This is a genomic window from Pseudomonas sp. S3E17, from assembly GCF_024168685.1.
Taxonomy (GTDB): domain Bacteria; phylum Pseudomonadota; class Gammaproteobacteria; order Pseudomonadales; family Pseudomonadaceae; genus Aquipseudomonas; species Aquipseudomonas marginalis.
In genome coordinates this window covers 35,377-49,913 of sequence record NZ_JALJWE010000001.1, presented here as the reverse complement: position 1 = coordinate 49,913, position 14,537 = coordinate 35,377, and the positions used below count along the sequence as shown (strand labels likewise).

The 14,537-nt window shown below is 63.3% G+C and carries 13 protein-coding genes; 7 read left to right on the top strand and 6 right to left on the bottom strand.

The window, feature by feature from the left end; genetic code table 11:
* Positions 1-79: 79 nt before the first annotated feature.
* The gene (locus J3D60_RS00220; protein WP_253488592.1) at positions 80-1,759 is read right to left on the bottom strand and encodes a methyl-accepting chemotaxis protein; all 1,680 of its coding nucleotides are present in this window, start codon (positions 1,757-1,759) and stop codon (positions 80-82) included.
* Between the two features lie 61 nt (positions 1,760-1,820).
* Complete coding sequence (locus J3D60_RS00215) at positions 1,821-3,140, bottom strand: Na+/H+ antiporter family protein (RefSeq protein WP_193603598.1); 1,320 nt, start codon at positions 3,138-3,140, stop codon at positions 1,821-1,823.
* Between the two features lie 237 nt (positions 3,141-3,377).
* Between J3D60_RS00215 and J3D60_RS00210 the strand changes: the two genes are divergently transcribed.
* Positions 3,378-5,525 (top strand): methyl-accepting chemotaxis protein, encoded by a 2,148-nt coding sequence (locus J3D60_RS00210; protein ID WP_253488590.1) that lies wholly within the window; start codon positions 3,378-3,380, stop codon positions 5,523-5,525.
* 68 nt (positions 5,526-5,593) lie between these two features.
* Here J3D60_RS00210 and J3D60_RS00205 read toward each other — a convergent pair whose 3' ends face one another.
* From J3D60_RS00205 to J3D60_RS00190, 4 genes are read right to left on the bottom strand one after another with little or no spacing between them, the layout of a single operon-like run.
* Positions 5,594-6,913 carry a sensor histidine kinase gene (locus J3D60_RS00205; RefSeq protein WP_253488588.1) on the bottom strand — a complete coding sequence of 440 codons (1,320 nt, stop codon included), beginning with the start codon at positions 6,911-6,913 and terminating at the stop codon, positions 5,594-5,596.
* On the bottom strand, positions 6,910-7,578 hold the full coding sequence (locus J3D60_RS00200; RefSeq protein WP_027603141.1) for a response regulator transcription factor: 669 nt from the start codon (positions 7,576-7,578) through the stop codon (positions 6,910-6,912). Before J3D60_RS00200 ends, J3D60_RS00205 begins: the two co-directional genes overlap by 4 nt.
* Positions 7,578-7,889 (bottom strand): PepSY domain-containing protein, encoded by a 312-nt coding sequence (locus J3D60_RS00195; protein ID WP_065939374.1) that lies wholly within the window; start codon positions 7,887-7,889, stop codon positions 7,578-7,580. The genes J3D60_RS00200 and J3D60_RS00195 overlap by 1 nt, the downstream gene beginning before the upstream one ends.
* Complete coding sequence (locus tag J3D60_RS00190) at positions 7,889-8,191, bottom strand: PepSY domain-containing protein (protein ID WP_253488586.1); 303 nt, start codon at positions 8,189-8,191, stop codon at positions 7,889-7,891. Before J3D60_RS00190 ends, J3D60_RS00195 begins: the two co-directional genes overlap by 1 nt.
* A gap of 194 nt (positions 8,192-8,385) precedes the next feature.
* On the opposite strand from J3D60_RS00190, the gene J3D60_RS00185 reads away from it, so the two are divergent.
* The 6 genes from J3D60_RS00185 (at position 8,386) to codA (ending at position 14,536) form a co-directional block, all read left to right on the top strand.
* Positions 8,386-9,465: a patatin-like phospholipase family protein gene (locus J3D60_RS00185; protein WP_253488584.1), complete on the top strand. Its 1,080-nt coding sequence runs from the start codon at positions 8,386-8,388 to the stop codon at positions 9,463-9,465.
* Positions 9,466-9,541: 76 nt separating this feature from the next.
* Complete coding sequence (queD, locus tag J3D60_RS00180; protein ID WP_003237990.1) at positions 9,542-9,898, top strand: 6-carboxytetrahydropterin synthase QueD; 357 nt, start codon at positions 9,542-9,544, stop codon at positions 9,896-9,898.
* A gap of 96 nt (positions 9,899-9,994) precedes the next feature.
* Positions 9,995-10,618, top strand: coding sequence for an NUDIX hydrolase (locus tag J3D60_RS00175; protein WP_027603137.1), 624 nt, complete (start codon positions 9,995-9,997; stop codon positions 10,616-10,618).
* A 190-nt stretch (positions 10,619-10,808) separates the two neighbouring features.
* A complete protein-coding gene (codB, locus tag J3D60_RS00170) occupies positions 10,809-12,071 on the top strand; it encodes a cytosine permease (RefSeq protein ID WP_065939378.1) in 1,263 nt (420 codons plus the stop codon).
* Positions 12,068-13,273 carry a PucR family transcriptional regulator ligand-binding domain-containing protein gene (locus J3D60_RS00165; protein ID WP_253488582.1) on the top strand — a complete coding sequence of 402 codons (1,206 nt, stop codon included), beginning with the start codon at positions 12,068-12,070 and terminating at the stop codon, positions 13,271-13,273. Before codB ends, J3D60_RS00165 begins: the two co-directional genes overlap by 4 nt.
* 27 nt (positions 13,274-13,300) lie before the next feature.
* A complete protein-coding gene (gene codA / locus J3D60_RS00160; RefSeq protein WP_027603134.1) occupies positions 13,301-14,536 on the top strand; it encodes a cytosine deaminase in 1,236 nt (411 codons plus the stop codon).
* Position 14,537 lies beyond the last annotated feature (1 nt).

Here is a 14,537-nt window from a genome sequence, read left to right as displayed (position 1 = left end):
GGGGCTCAAGTCTCACTGAGGGGCGTTGATAGGTATATTCGTATTAACGGTGGATAACCATACGCTCAACCTATGAGAATCAGATCCTGAACTGGCCGACCAATTGGCCCAAGCGTTGACCCAGGTCCGCCAGACTGCGCGACGTCTGGGCGCCCAGCTGAGTTTCATCGGCCACGCTGTCCACCGCCACGGCGATCTGATGCACGCTGCGGTTGATCTCTTCGGCAACGGCAGTCTGTTCTTCGGCAGCGCTGGCAATCTGCGCGTTCATCGAGTTGATGGTGCCGATCAACTGGGCCATGGTGTCCAGGGACGCCCCGGCTTCGTTGGCCTTGGCCGAGGTGCCGTCGCCGGCATCGCTGGAGCGGCGCATGGCATCCACGGCCGCCTCGGTGCCTTTTTGCAGGCGGTCGATCATGCCCTGGATTTCCTGGGTGCTGGTTTGCGTGCGGCTGGCCAGGGCGCGCACCTCGTCGGCGACCACGGCAAAACCGCGCCCGGCCTCCCCTGCCCGCGCGGCCTCGATCGCCGCGTTGAGGGCCAGCAGGTTGGTTTGTTCGGCAATCGAGCGGATCACGCCGAGCACGCTGACAATCGACGACACATCCTGCTGCAGGCTGTCGAGGGACACACCGCTGCTGCGGATGTCATTCACCAGCGCATGGATCTGCGCGATGCTGCCGTCCACCACCCGCTTGGCGGCCTGGCCTTCGGCGTCGGTCTGTTGCGCGGCCACGGAGGCGCCCTGGGCACTGCGCGCCACTTCTTGCGCTGCGGAGGACATCTGGTTGATGGCGGTGGCCACCTGGTCGGTCTCGTGACGCTGGCGTTCCATGGCCTGCTCAGAACGCTGGGCCTGGTCGGACACCTGGCTGACCAGGCCGGTGAGTTGGGTGGTCATCTCGGTGATCTGGCGTACCAGGCCGTGGATCTTGTCGACAAAGCGGTTGAACGCGCCGGCCAGGTCGCCCAGTTCGTCCTGGCTGGTGATGGCCAGGCGGCGGGTCAAATCGCCTTCTCCGGCAGCGATGTCGTCGAGGTTGGCTTTCATCAAATGCAGCGGGCGCAAAATGGTGTTGGCCAGCAGCATGCCGACGGCGGCGATCACCAGCAACACCACCACGGCCACGCCGAGGATGCTCAGCAGCACGCCTTCCATGCGTGTTTTCACTTTGGCTTCGACCACCGACACCTGGGCTTCGATGCCATCCAGGTTCACCGAGGTGCCGATAACCATGTCCCACTTGGGCAGGTATTCGGTGTAGCCCATCTTGGGCACCAGTTCGGTCTGGCCGGGCTGGGTCGAGCTGTATTGCAGGTAGTGGGTGCCGTCCTTGCCGACCTTGACCAGGTCGCGGTTGACGTAGACACCGTTGGGATCACGGTTGTCCTTGAAGCTCTTGCCCACGCCGTCGGGGCTGTTGCCCTTGAACAGGCGGATGGTCTCGGAGTCGTAGCCGAAGAAGTAACCGTCCTTGCCATAGCGGGTGTTGGACAGCAGCTTGACCACCTCGGCCCGCGCCGCCGTATCGCCCGGGGCGGCGGCGTCATAGAGCGGCTTGATGGTGGTCATGGCCACTTCCACATAACTTTGCAGGGTGGCCTTGGCGTCGTTGAGCAGACGCTGGCGGGTTTCATCCACCTCGTTGCGCGCCTGGCCCTGGAGGATCCACACGGTGGTCAGGCTGATGACCACGGCGAACAGCAACACCGGCACAACGGCGAGGGACAGGACTTTGGCCTTCAGGCTCAGACGCATGGCTTTTCTCTCTTATTGGGCGACTTGAGAGGTTATCGGCCAGCGCCGGTGAATCTGTAGATCAGAGCGTCATCGCCGCCAACCAGCCAAACGCCAGCAATGGGAGGTTGTAGTGCAGGAACGTCGGCACCACGGTGTCCCAGATATGGTGATGCTGGCCGTCGATATTCAGGCCGGAGGTCGGGCCGAGGGTGGAGTCCGAGGCGGGCGAACCGGCATCACCCAGCGCCCCGGCGGTGCCGACGATGCACACGATGGCCAGCGGGCTGAAGCCCAATTGCACACACAGCGGCACGAAAATCGCCGCCAGGATCGGCACCGTGGAAAACGACGAGCCGATGCCCATGGTCACCAGCAGCCCCACCAGCAACATCAACAACGCCCCCACCCCACGGCTATGGCCGATGAACGCTGCCGAGGTTTCCACCAGCGAACGCACGTCGCCGGTAGCCTTGAGCACTTCGGCAAAGCCTGACGAGGCGATCATGATGAAGCCGATCATCGCCATCATCTTCATGCCTTCGGTGAACAGATCGTCGGTGTCGCGCCAGCGCACGATGCCCGAGATCGAGAAGATCAAGAACCCGGCCAGGGCACCGATAATCATCGAGTCCAGCCACAACTGGATGATGAACGCCGAGGCAATCGCCAGGCCCGCCACCAGCAGGGTCAGCGGGTTGTACTGCACCGCCACTTGCTCGACCCGCTCGATTTTCTCCAGGTCATACACGCGCTTCTTGCGGTAGCTGATAAACACCGCCACCAGCAGCCCGACCACCATGCCCAGCGCCGGCAGGCTCATGGCGTGGGTGACGTTGACCTGGCTGATGTCCACGCCGCTCTTGGCCACGTTGGCCAACAGGATCTGGTTGAGGAAGATATTGCCGAAGCCCACCGGCAGGAACATGTACGGCGTGATCAGGCCGAAGGTCATCACGCAGGCGATCAGGCGGCGGTCCAACTGCAATTTGGTCAGCACATACAACAGGGGCGGCACCAGCAACGGGATAAACGCGATATGGATCGGCAGGATGTTCTGCGACGCAATCGCGACCACCCACAGCAGGCCGATCAGCAGCCATTTGACGTGGTTGCCGCCGCTGGCTTCCTGACGGTCGACCAGCAGCAAGGCCTTGTCCGCCAGGGCGTGGGCCAGGCCGGACTTGGCAATCGCCACGGCGAAAGCGCCGAGCAAGGCGTAGGACAAGGCCACGGTCGCCCCCCCTCCCAAGCCACCGTTGAACGCCTTGAGCGTGGCCTCGATGCCCAGGCCACCGGTCAGGCCGCCCACCAGGGCGCCGACAATGATGGCGATGACCACATGCACGCGGGACAGGCTGAGCACCAGCATGGTGCCGACCGCGGCGATGACTGCGTTAATCATGGTTACCTCAAGCAGAAACATAAAAACAGGCATGCCCGCGCCCGGGCGGCCATCGGATGGCAGCTGGCGTGCAGGCTTGAAGGAGGTCTTATTAGAGGGCGCGCACTGTGCAGCAGGTCGCGCCCCATGTCAAAAAGCGGCGCCGCTTTCAGGTTTAAATTGATCGTATGAATAAAGAAAATGCCAGATCGGCCGATAACCGGGCTCTATGTGTTTTCAGGTAAGGATGTGCCGATGTCCCTCAGACAGCTCTCCATTCAATGGAAAATCACCCTGCTCGCCGGCCTGTGCCTGCTGGGGATCGTGACCCTGCTGGTGGGTTTGTCGTTGTACCGCATGGCGCAGAGTTCCGAGCAGGTCAAGGCTTCCAGCATGCAGATGCTCGATGAAGCGGCCCAGGCTCGCATCGAGGCCCAAGGTGAGGTGCAGGCCGCGGGCATCCGCCGGCAATTCATGGACGCCTACCAATATGGGCATGGGTTTTCCCGCCAGGTCCTGTTCCTGCGTGAGCAAGCCGAAAAACGCTTCCTCGACGCCTTCGACACCCGCGAAGACCTGACCCGCCAGGTCAAGGCCGCCCTGCAGGCCAACCCGGAACTGCTGGGGCTGTCCCTGGTATTCGAAGCCAATGCGCTGGATGGCAAGGATGAGTTGTTCGCCGGCCAGGCCGAACTGGGCAGCAACGACAAGGGCCGCTTCGCCCTGTACTGGTCGCAGCCGACGCCGGGCACGCTGACGTCGATGGCACTGCCGGAAAGCGACATGTCCGACACCCGCGTCGGCCCCAGCGGCGAACCGGCCAACGCCTGGTTCACCTGCCCGCGCAGCACCCTCAAGCCGTGTGTGATCGAACCGTACTTTTATGTGATCGACGGGCAAAACGTGCTGATGACCAGCATCGTGTTTCCGTTGACGGTCAATGGCAAGGTGATCGCTTCGCTGTCGGTGGACATCAACCTCAACAGCCTGCAGGCCGTGAGCCAGCAGGCCAGCCAGAAGCTGTATGACGGCCAGACCCAGGTCAGCATCCTCAGCCCCACCGGTTTGCTTGCCGGCTACAGCGCGGACGCCAGCCAGTTGAGCAAACGCCTGGATCAGGTCGATACGCAAAGCGGCGCGCAGTTGATCAGCGCCCTGGCCGGCGGGACACAGACCCGCAGCCTGCGTACCGACCATCAACTCAAGGTGCTGGCGCCGTTCGCGCCGATTCCCGACGGCAAGCCATGGGGGGTGTTGCTGGATGTGCCGGAAAAAGTCCTGGTGGGGCCGGCTGAAGCACTGAAGACCCAGATGGACGCCGATAATACCCGCGGCACCCTGCTGGAATTGGGCTTGGGCCTGCTGGCCGCCGTGATCGGCCTGATCCTGGTCTGGCTGATGGCCCGCAGCGTGACCCGACCGATCCTCGGCGTGGCCCATATGCTTGAAGACATCGCCAGCGGCGAAGGCGACCTGACCCGCCGCCTGGCGTATGACAAACAGGACGAACTGGGCCAGCTCGCCGGCTGGTTCAACCGTTTCCTCGACAAGCTGCAACCCATCATTGCCGAAGTCAAACGCTCGGTGCAGGACGCCCGTGGCACCGCCGACCAGTCCGCCGCGATTGCGACGCAAACCAGCGCCGGCATGGAGCAGCAGTACCGCCAGGTCGACCAGGTGGCCACCGCCTCCCACGAAATGAGCGCCACCGCCCAGGACGTGGCCCGCAGCGCAGCCCAGGCGGCCCAGGCCGCGCGGGATGCCGACCAGGCTACCCGCGACGGCCTGACAGTGATCGACCGCACCACCACCAACATCGGCCAACTGGCGGCCGATATGAGCACCGCCATGGCCCAGGTCGAAGGCTTGTCCGCCAACAGCGAGAAGATCGGCTCCGTGCTCGAAGTGATTCGCGGCATCGCCGAGCAAACCAACCTGCTGGCGCTCAACGCGGCAATCGAAGCCGCCCGCGCCGGTGAGGCCGGCCGAGGGTTTGCCGTGGTCGCCGACGAGGTACGCAACCTGGCACGGCGTACCCAGGAGTCGGTGGAAGAAACCCGCCTGGTGATCGAACAATTGCAAAGCGGCACCGAAGAGGTCGTCGGCTCCATGGGCAACAGCTATCGCCAGGCCCAGGGCAGTGTCGAACAGGTCGGCGAGGCCGTTACCGCCCTGCGCCAGATCGGCGATGCGGTCACGGTCATCAGCGACATGAACCTGCAAATCGCCAGCGCCGCCGAAGAGCAAAGCGCGGTGGCCGAAGAGATCAACCACAATGTGGCGACCATTCGCGATGTGACCGAGTCGTTGTCGGAACAGGCCAATGAGTCGGCGCGGGTGAGCCAGGCGTTGAACAGCCTGGCGAATCAGCAGCAGGGGTTGATGGACCAGTTCCGCGTCTGAGGGTCGCAGGCATTCCAATGTGGGGGGGGCCACAGAAAGCCCCTTCCCACATGTTGATCTACGGTGTCTCAGCCATGGCGCTTGGGTAATTCGATCAGCGCCTTGAGCCCGCCCAGTTCGCTGTCCTGCAACTGCAACACCCCGCCCCACACCTCGGCAATATCGCGCACGATCCCCAACCCCAGGCCATGGCCGTCGATCTGTTCGTCCAGGCGTGCGCCCCGGCTGAAGACCTGGTCCCGTTGGGCCTCCGGAATGCCGGGGCCGTCATCTTCCACCGTCAGTAAGTAACTGTGCGGCGTCTCGGCGACCGTCAAGCGCACCTCGGCATCCGCCCATTTGCAGGCGTTGTCCAGCAGGTTGCCGAGCAGCTCCAGCAAATCCTCGCGGTCCCAGGGCAATTGCAGCCCCGGCGCGACGTGGTAGCTGAGGTCCAGGTGTTCGCCATGGATCATGTTCAAGGTGGCAAGCAGGCCGGGCAGTTCTTGTTCACAGTCGAACAAGGCACCCGGCAGGGTTTCGCCGGCCAGCCGGGCGCGATTGAGTTCACGGTTGAGGCGTTGCTGCACCTGCTCCAATTGTTCGCGCAGCAGTTTGCTCAGTTCGGGGTGATCCTTGAGCGCCTCGCTCGAGGCGGCGCTCAACAGCACCGCCAGCGGGGTTTTCAGCGCATGCCCAAGGTTGCCGAGAGCATTGCGCGAACGTTTGAGACTGTCTTCGGTGTGGGCCAGCAGGTGGTTGATCTGGGCGACCAGTGGTTCCAGTTCCAGCGGCACCTGGGTGTCGAGTTGCGAGCGTTGGCCTTGTTGCAGTTGGGCGATCTGGTTACGCGCGTTTTCCAGCGGGCGCAAGGCGCGACGTACGGTGACTCGCTGCAAAAACAACACCAGCAGCAGTGCCGCCAGCCCCAGCACCAGGCCGATCCGACGCATCAGGCGAAAACTTTCCCGCACCGGGGTGTAGTCCTGGGCCACGCTGATGGAAATCGATTGGCCAAAGCGCTTGTAGTCCGAACGCAGCACCAGCAATTGCTGGCCTTCGGGCCCCAATTGCAGGTTGCCCTTGAGCCCGGCCTCCGGCAGTCGGGGCAATTCCTGGTCCCACAGCGAACGGGAGCGCCAGTGAGTGTCGGCAAAATCGATACGGAAGTAATGCCCGGAAAACGGCCGCTGGTAGGCCGGCGACAGGCGCTGCTCATCCAGTTGCACACCGTTGGGCCCGCGTACCAGGGCGACCAGCAGGTTCTCGGCATCGTTGCGCAACCCGGCTTCCAGGTAGCGTTGCAAACCGGCCTCGAACAACCACAGGCTGGTTTGCGCCAGCACCACGCCGACGATCACCATCACGCTGATCAGGCCCAGGCTCAGGCGGCGCTGAATCGACTTCATGCAGGGCTGGCGCCAAACCGGTAACCCTGGCCGCGCCGGGTTTCTATCACGCTACGCCCGAGTTTGCGGCGCAGGTGGTTGACGTGCACTTCCAGCACGTTGGAGTCGCGCTCGGTCTCGCCGTCGTACAGGTGCTCGGCCAGGTGGCTTTTCGAGAGGATCTGTTCGGGGTGCAGCATGAAGTAGCGCAACAGGCGAAATTCTGCGGCGGTCAGTTGGATCTCGTCGCCATCGCGCAGCACGCACTGGCGGCCTTCGTCCAGGTGCAGGCCGGCAGCCTGCAAGGTGGGTTGGTTGGCCTGCCCGTGGGAGCGGCGCAGCAGTGCCTGGATGCGCAGGTGCAGCTCTTCGGGGTGAAAGGGTTTGCTCAGGTAATCGTCGGCACCGGCTTTGAGCCCTTCGATACGCTCGGCCCAGGAATCACGGGCGGTGAGGATCAACACCGGGGTGGCCAACGCGGCGGCGCGCCATTGCGCCAGCACCTCAAGGCCGGGCAAACCGGGCAGGCCGAGGTCGAGGATGATCAGGTCGTAGGGTTCGCTGCGGCCCTGATACGCGGCGTCACGGCCGTCGGCCAGCCAGTCGACCGCATAACCCTGGCGCTGCAGGCCGGCCAGCAGTTCATCGGCCAGGGGTACGTTGTCTTCCACCAGGAGCAGGCGCATCAGTCTTCCTCATCTTTGATCAGTACACCGTTGGTGGCGTCGAGTTTGATCTCGCGCACCACGCCGTCGGTGGTCACCAGTTCCACTTCGTAGGCATATTGGCCGTGCTTTTTCTCAAGCTCGGCTTCCAGCAGGCGCGAGCCGGGATACCGCGCCATGGCCTGCTGCAACAGGTGCTCCAGAGGCAGGATCACCCCCTGCTGGCGCAGCGCCAAGGCTTCGTCCTGGTTGAGGTCGCGGGCCTGCAAGCCTGAGCAGAACACCACCAGCACCAACGCCACTCGACTGCCGGCGCGTAAATTTACCTTCATTACGTATCCTGATGATTCTTGAGAACCTGCCCGGTGAGCGCGTCCAATTCGACCTCCCATTCAATGCCGTCGGCATCTTGCAGTTCGACTTCATAGACATACTTGCCGTAAGCCTCGTCCAGGTCGGTGTCCAGCAGTGTTGAACCGGGGTGCAGGGCCAGGGCTGTGGCTTCGAGCTGGTCGAACGCAACAATTGTAACAGTGGCGGGCACGGTCAGTGGTTTGTCGGGTTCCACGGCTCCGGCGTGGGTCGCCGTGGAGGCGATGATAGCGGCGGCGACCAGAGCAGTGAGGCGTTTCATGATGAGTCTCCGTTACACGATGTTTTTCCTACACCGGCCACGGTAGCGGCTGCAACTTAACTGAAACTGAATTGCCACCATGGCAATTTCCAGCACGTGCGACAGGCTACGATGCTTATTCAGGATTCACGCGGTATCGTTAACGTTTTTCGCGAGCACGCTTGCGCCTGCACCTCGCTTCAACAGAGACCGGTATGACAGCCATCCACATCAAGTTCCCCGCCCTGACCCTCAAGGCCGGCAAACGCGCCTTTGCGCGCATTCGCGAACAGGGCCTCAAGCCTGCGGATGTCGGCATACTCCCCGGAGCGGCCGGCGGCCCCAAGGCGCTGGGGATCCAGGGCCTGGACCTGGCGCTGTTCGGCGACTGGCTGCCGCGTGCGCCACGGGAGCGGGCGCTGATCGGTGCATCGATCGGTTCCTGGCGGTTTGCCAGCGCCTGCTTGCCCGACCCGGTGCAAGGCCTGCTGGACCTCGGCCGCCTGTACAACGAACAACGCTTTGCCAAAGGCGTGACCATGGCCGAAGTCAGCCACAGCTGCCAGCGCATGCTCGACGACCTGCTGGCCGGCCGCGATGCGCGGGTGCTGGACAACCCCGACTACCGACTGAACATCATGGTGGTCAAGAGCCACGGCCTGCTCGCCGATGACCACCGCGGGCGCCTGGGTTTGGGCCTGTCCTCGGTGATTGCCGACAACCTGCGCGGCCGTGCACGGCTGGCGCGGCATTTCGAGCGGCTGATCATCCACGACCCACGCCAGGCACCGCCGGTGCACCCGCTGAAGGATTTCCCCTCGCGCTTCCTTGCGCTGGACATGGGCAACCTGCGCCAGGCGCTGCTGGCGTCCGGATCGATCCCCATGGTGATGCAAGGCGTGCGCGACCTGCCCGGAGCCGGCACCGGCACTTACCGCGACGGCGGCCTGCTGGACTACCACCTCGACCTGCCCTACCACGGCGACGACATCGTGCTGTACCCGCACTTCACCGACCGGGTCATCCCCGGCTGGTTCGACAAGGGCCTGCCATGGCGGCGCAGCAACCCGCAAGGCTTGCAGGATGTGTTGCTGCTGGCACCGTCCAAGGACTACCTGGCCCGCCTGCCCCACGGCAAACTGCCGGACCGCAGCGACTTCAAGCGCTTCATGGGCGACGACCCGAGCCGCAACAAGTACTGGCAAACCGCGATGAGCGAGAGCCGGCGACTGGGGGATGAGTTTCTGCAACTGGCCGATAACGGTGGCCTGGGCGAGCGCTTGCAGGCGCTTTGACCCAGCGGTATGCGCGGCATGGGATCAAGCTGTTAAACTCGCCGCCTGCCAGATACCTGACCGAGCTGAAAATACTGTGGAAATCTTCAAAGAGTTTACCTTCGAGTCCGCCCACCGCCTGCCCCACGTACCGGAAGGCCACAAGTGCGGGCGCCTGCATGGGCATTCGTTCAAGGTGGCGATCCACCTGAGTGGCGACCTGGATCCCCATACCGGCTGGATTCGTGACTTCTCGGAGATCAAGGCGATTTTCAAGCCGCTCTACGAACGCCTCGACCACAACTACCTCAATGACATCCCAGGCCTGGAAAACCCCACCAGCGAAGTGCTGGCCAAGTGGATCTGGACTGAACTCAAGCCGCTGCTGCCGGAGCTCAGTGCGATCCGTATCCACGAGACCTGCACCAGTGGCTGCATCTATCGCGGCGAGTAAGCCTGCGCTGTTAAAAAACCACCCTCGCGGTGGTTTTTTTGTGCCTCCCGTAGCACCCTTCCACCCTTGCCCTTCTTCGCGACCGAGGAGATGTCCATGGAAACTACCTGGCTGGCCCAGGCCAAACGCTTGCAAGCATTGGCCTCCACGGGGCTGCACTTTTGCACCGATGATTTCGAGCGCGAACGCCTGGAAGAAATCGCCGAGATTGCCCACAGCATGCTGGCGCAGTTAGGCAATGTGCCCCTGGAGCGTATCACCGGGCTGGTGTCGGATTTCGCCCAGCGCTATTCGACGCCGATGATCGACGTGCGTGGCGCGGTGATCGAGGGTGAGCGGATTCTGCTGGTGCGCGAGGCCACCGACGGTTGCTGGGCGCTGCCCGGTGGTTATGCCGATATCGGGTTGTCGGCGGCGGAAAACATCATCAAGGAAATTCGCGAGGAAGCCGGCCTGAGCGTTACTGCGCGTGCACTGTATAGCGTCACCCACAAGGCCAAGGGGCTGTACCGGCCGGACGTGCGGGATTTCTACAAGTTGTATTTCCTGTGTGAACGGGTGGATCAACTGGCGCCGGTGGCCGGGTTCGAGACCACCGAGGTGGGCTTTTTCAGCCTGGACGAGCTGCCGCCGCTGTCCCGTGGGCGCACCATCGAAAGTGATCTGGAGGCGGCGTTCGCCTTTCATCGCGGCGAGACCACGCAGACGCTGTTCGACTGATCCAATTTGTATCACTGCTGCACCGCTTTCGTGCCCGCCTGGGCACAACGAACACTCCCGCCTGCATTCCCCACCTGTTTGGCTATAAATACTGTGCACGGTGCACAGTGGCGACCGTGCGCCTGTCACTGCCGGTGATTTGGCACGCCCGGTGCAACGGGCCTGCGTCACTCATTCAGGGAGCACGCACATGACGCAGCAAGAACCGGGCAACGATTACCCCTTAAGCGAAGTCCCCATGCATGCGCGCAAAGGCCTGGCGTCGACCGCCATGGTGCTGCTGGGCTTTACCTTTTTTACCGCGACCATGTTTGCCGGCGGCAAGCTCGGGGTGGCGTTCAGTTTCACCGAGATGCTCGGCGTGGTGGCCCTGGGTAACCTGCTGTTGGGTATCTACGCCGCAGGCCTGGGTTACATCGCGTTCAAGAGCGGGTTGAACTCGGTGTTGATGGGCCGTTTCTGCTTTGGCGAGGTGGGCAGCAAGCTCAGTGACTTGATCCTCGGGTTCACCCAGATCGGCTGGTACGCCTGGGGCACCGCCACGGCGGCCGTGGTGCTGGGCAAGTATTTCGAGCTGAGCCAGGGCAGCGTGCTGGCGTTGATGGTGCTGTTCGGCCTGGTGTTTTGCGCCACGGCCTACGTGGGCTATCGCGGGCTGGAGATTCTTTCCTACATTGCGGTGCCGGCCATGGGCCTGTTGCTGTTGCTGTCGATGTGGGTCGCCACGGTGAAAGTCGGCGGGCTGGACGGGCTGCTGGCGGTGGTGCCGACCGGCGAGCTGGATTTGTCCACGGCGATCACCCTGGTGTTCGGCACGTTTGTCAGCGGCGCCACCCAGGCCACCAACTGGACGCGGTTTTCCCGCTCGGCCAAGGTCGCGGTGCTGGCCAGCCTGATCGGGTTCTTTATCGGCAATGGTTTGATGGTGCTGATCGGCGCCTATGGCGCGATCGTCTACCAACAGCCCGACGTGGTCGAAGTGTTGCTGCTGCAAGGCTTCGCCATGGCGGCAATGGCCATGTTGCTGCTCAATATCTGGAGCACCCAGGACAACACCATCTACAACTTCGCCGTGGCCGGTTGCAACCTGCTGCGCACCAAGCGCCGCAAAACCGTGACCTTGGCGGGTGCGGTGATCGGCACCTTGCTGGCGTTGCTGGGCATGTACGACATGCTGGTGCCGTACCTGATCCTGCTGGGCACGGTGATTCCGCCGATTGGCGGGGTGATCATGGCGGACTTCTTCTACCGCTGGCGCGGCCACTACCCGCGCCTGGCGGATGCGCGCCTGCCAGCCTTCAACTGGGCCGGGCTGGTGGCGTACGCGGTGGGTACCGTGCTGGCGTTCAACTCGCCGTGGGTCGCGCCGTTGGTGGGCATCGCTGCCGCGTCGCTGACCTACGTCGCGCTCACCGCCGTGCTGCGTGTACCTTTGGCTGATGCCCGGGCATGAGCCTGACGATTGCGGATGTGCTGGCGCTGCCGGGCCTGGAATCCATGCGCCTGCGCGCCGGCGCTGCCGCCCTGGATAACGTCGTGCGTTGGCCTTATGTGGCGGAAAACAGCGGGATCGCCGAGTGGGTGCTGGGCGGTGAACTGGTGTTCGTCACCGGCATTAATCATCCTCGGGATGAGGCCAACCTCCTGCAACTGCTGGACGAAGCCTGCCAGCGTCAAGTGGCCGGGTTGGTGATCCTGACGGGAGCGGCGTATATCCAGGCGATTCCCCAGCGATTGCTCGACGCCGCCGAAGCCGCCGGCATGCCGCTGATCGAGCAGCCCTACTCGCTGAAAATGGTGCTGGTGACCCAGGCGATTGGTTCGGCGCTGATCCAGTCCGAGCAACTGGGACGCTCGCGGCACGACGTGCTGGAGCGCTTGCTGACCGGGGATTATCAATCCCTGGATTTGCTGCTGCATCGGGCCGTGCAATTGAATATGCCACTGGCCGGGCATTGGCAGGTCGCCCAACTGCAATTGGAAGGCAGTGAGCTGCTGTTTGCCCAGGGGGACGCGGCACAGGTGGAGGCGCAGCTGGCGCGGCAACACGACGCTATCAGTCGGCGCTTGCGTCAATTATCGGCGGTGCTGCCGGTACTGGGGCGCGCCGGACAATGGACCCTGCTGCTGCCGGCACCGGATGCCGTCACGGCCTTGGCCAACCGCCAGCAACTGGCCAACTGGCTGAACCCGCTCAACCTGCGCCTGGCGCCGCTGAAATTGTTTATCGGCCTGAGCGCCGCTGCACACCCACCCGCGCGCCTGGCCCAGGCGCAGGACGAAGCACGCCAGGCATTGGTGGCGGCACGACGCTTCAGCGAGCGTGCCGGGCTATGCGTGTATGACGAACTGGGCGTGCTCAAGCTGCTCAGCGGTGTGCGTGATCGCGCCCTGCTCGACCAGTTCCTCAATGAACGCCTGGGCCCGCTGCTGCGTCACGACCTGCACCACGGGCCCAGCCTGATGCCGACCCTGGAAGCCTGGTTTCACGAGAATGGTAACCTTGTGGCTGCCGCCCAGCGCCTGGCCTTGCACCGCAATACCCTGACGCACCGTGTCCAGCGCATCGAAGCCCTGTGCGGTCTGACACTGGATAACGCTTATGACCGCCTGGACATCGGCATCGCCCTGATGATCTGGCGGCTGTCTGCCTGATTGTTTTTAGCCAAGAGGAACTTGCCCATGCACATCATCAACGCCCGCCTGCGCAACCGTGAAGGCCTGCATGATCTGCACCTGGAACACGGCCGGATCGCCAGCATCACCCCACAAACAACAGCGCCGGCAGTGGGGCCCAATGATCTGGACGCAGCCGGCAACCTGGTGATACCGCCCTTCGTCGAACCGCACATTCACCTCGATGCCACCCTCACCGCCGGCGAACCACGCTGGAACATGAGCGGCACCCTGTTCGAAGGCATCGAGTGCTGGGGCGAACGCAAGGCCACCATCACCGAGGAAGACACCAGGACACGCGCCAAAAAGACCATCCAGGCCCTCGCCGCCCACGGCATCCAGCATGTACGCACCCATGTCGATGTCACCGACCCCGACCTCACGGCGCTCAAGGCCATGCTGCAAGTGCGCGAAGAAAGCTCGCACCTGATCGACCTGCAAATCGTCGCCTTTCCCCAGGAAGGCATCGAGTCGTACCGCAACGGCCGCGAACTGATGGAAGAAGCCATTCGCCTGGGCGCCGATGTGATCGGTGGCATCCCCCACTTCGAATACACCCGCGACCAAGGCGTGAGTTCGGTGAAGTTCCTGATGGATCTGGCCGAACGCACCGGCTGCCTGGTGGATGTGCACTGCGACGAAACCGACGACCCGCACTCACGCTTCCTCGAAGTACTCGCCGAAGAAGCCCGCAGCCGCGACATGGGCGCCCGCGTCACCGCCAGCCACACCACGGCCATGGGTTCCTACGACAATGCCTACTGCGCCAAACTGTTCCGCCTGCTGGGGCACTCCGGGATCAGCTTCGTCTCTTGTCCCACCGAAAGCATCCACCTGCAGGGCCGCTTCGACAGCTTCCCGAAACGCCGCGGCGTCACCCGGGTCAACGAGCTGCTGGAGGCCGGCATGAACGTATGCTTTGGCCAGGACTCCATCGTCGATCCCTGGTACCCGCTGGGCAACGGCAACATCCTGCGCGTGCTGGAAGCCGGTTTGCACATCTGCCATATGCTCGGCTACCGCAACCTGCAAAGCGCCCTCGACCTGGTGACCGACAACAGCGCCAAGGCCATGGCCCTGGGTGACCGTTACGGCCTAGAAGCCGGGCGCCCGGCCAACCTGTTGATCCTCTCGGCCGACAGCGACTACGAGGTGATTCGCAGCCAAGGGCTGCCGCTGTACTCGATTCGCCACGGCAAGGTGTTGATGAAACGCCAGCCAGCGCAGGTGGAGTTTGTCTAAG

What these genes read in the sequence shown, in the direction of transcription:
- J3D60_RS00175 (WP_027603137.1), top strand. Translation starts at nt 9,995, where the DNA reads ATGGAAACTACCTGGCTGGCCCAGGCCAAACGCTTGCAAGCATTGGCC.
- codB (WP_065939378.1), top strand. Translation starts at nt 10,809, where the DNA reads ATGACGCAGCAAGAACCGGGCAACGATTACCCCTTAAGCGAAGTCCCC.
- J3D60_RS00205 (WP_253488588.1), bottom strand. Translation starts at nt 6,913, where the DNA reads ATGAAGTCGATTCAGCGCCGCCTGAGCCTGGGCCTGATCAGCGTGATG.
- J3D60_RS00200 (WP_027603141.1), bottom strand. Translation starts at nt 7,578, where the DNA reads ATGCGCCTGCTCCTGGTGGAAGACAACGTACCCCTGGCCGATGAACTG.
- J3D60_RS00220 (WP_253488592.1), bottom strand. Translation starts at nt 1,759, where the DNA reads ATGCGTCTGAGCCTGAAGGCCAAAGTCCTGTCCCTCGCCGTTGTGCCG.
- J3D60_RS00210 (WP_253488590.1), top strand. Translation starts at nt 3,378, where the DNA reads ATGTCCCTCAGACAGCTCTCCATTCAATGGAAAATCACCCTGCTCGCC.
- J3D60_RS00190 (WP_253488586.1), bottom strand. Translation starts at nt 8,191, where the DNA reads ATGAAACGCCTCACTGCTCTGGTCGCCGCCGCTATCATCGCCTCCACG.
- J3D60_RS00165 (WP_253488582.1), top strand. Translation starts at nt 12,068, where the DNA reads ATGAGCCTGACGATTGCGGATGTGCTGGCGCTGCCGGGCCTGGAATCC.
- J3D60_RS00195 (WP_065939374.1), bottom strand. Translation starts at nt 7,889, where the DNA reads ATGAAGGTAAATTTACGCGCCGGCAGTCGAGTGGCGTTGGTGCTGGTG.
- J3D60_RS00185 (WP_253488584.1), top strand. Translation starts at nt 8,386, where the DNA reads ATGACAGCCATCCACATCAAGTTCCCCGCCCTGACCCTCAAGGCCGGC.
- codA (WP_027603134.1), top strand. Translation starts at nt 13,301, where the DNA reads ATGCACATCATCAACGCCCGCCTGCGCAACCGTGAAGGCCTGCATGAT.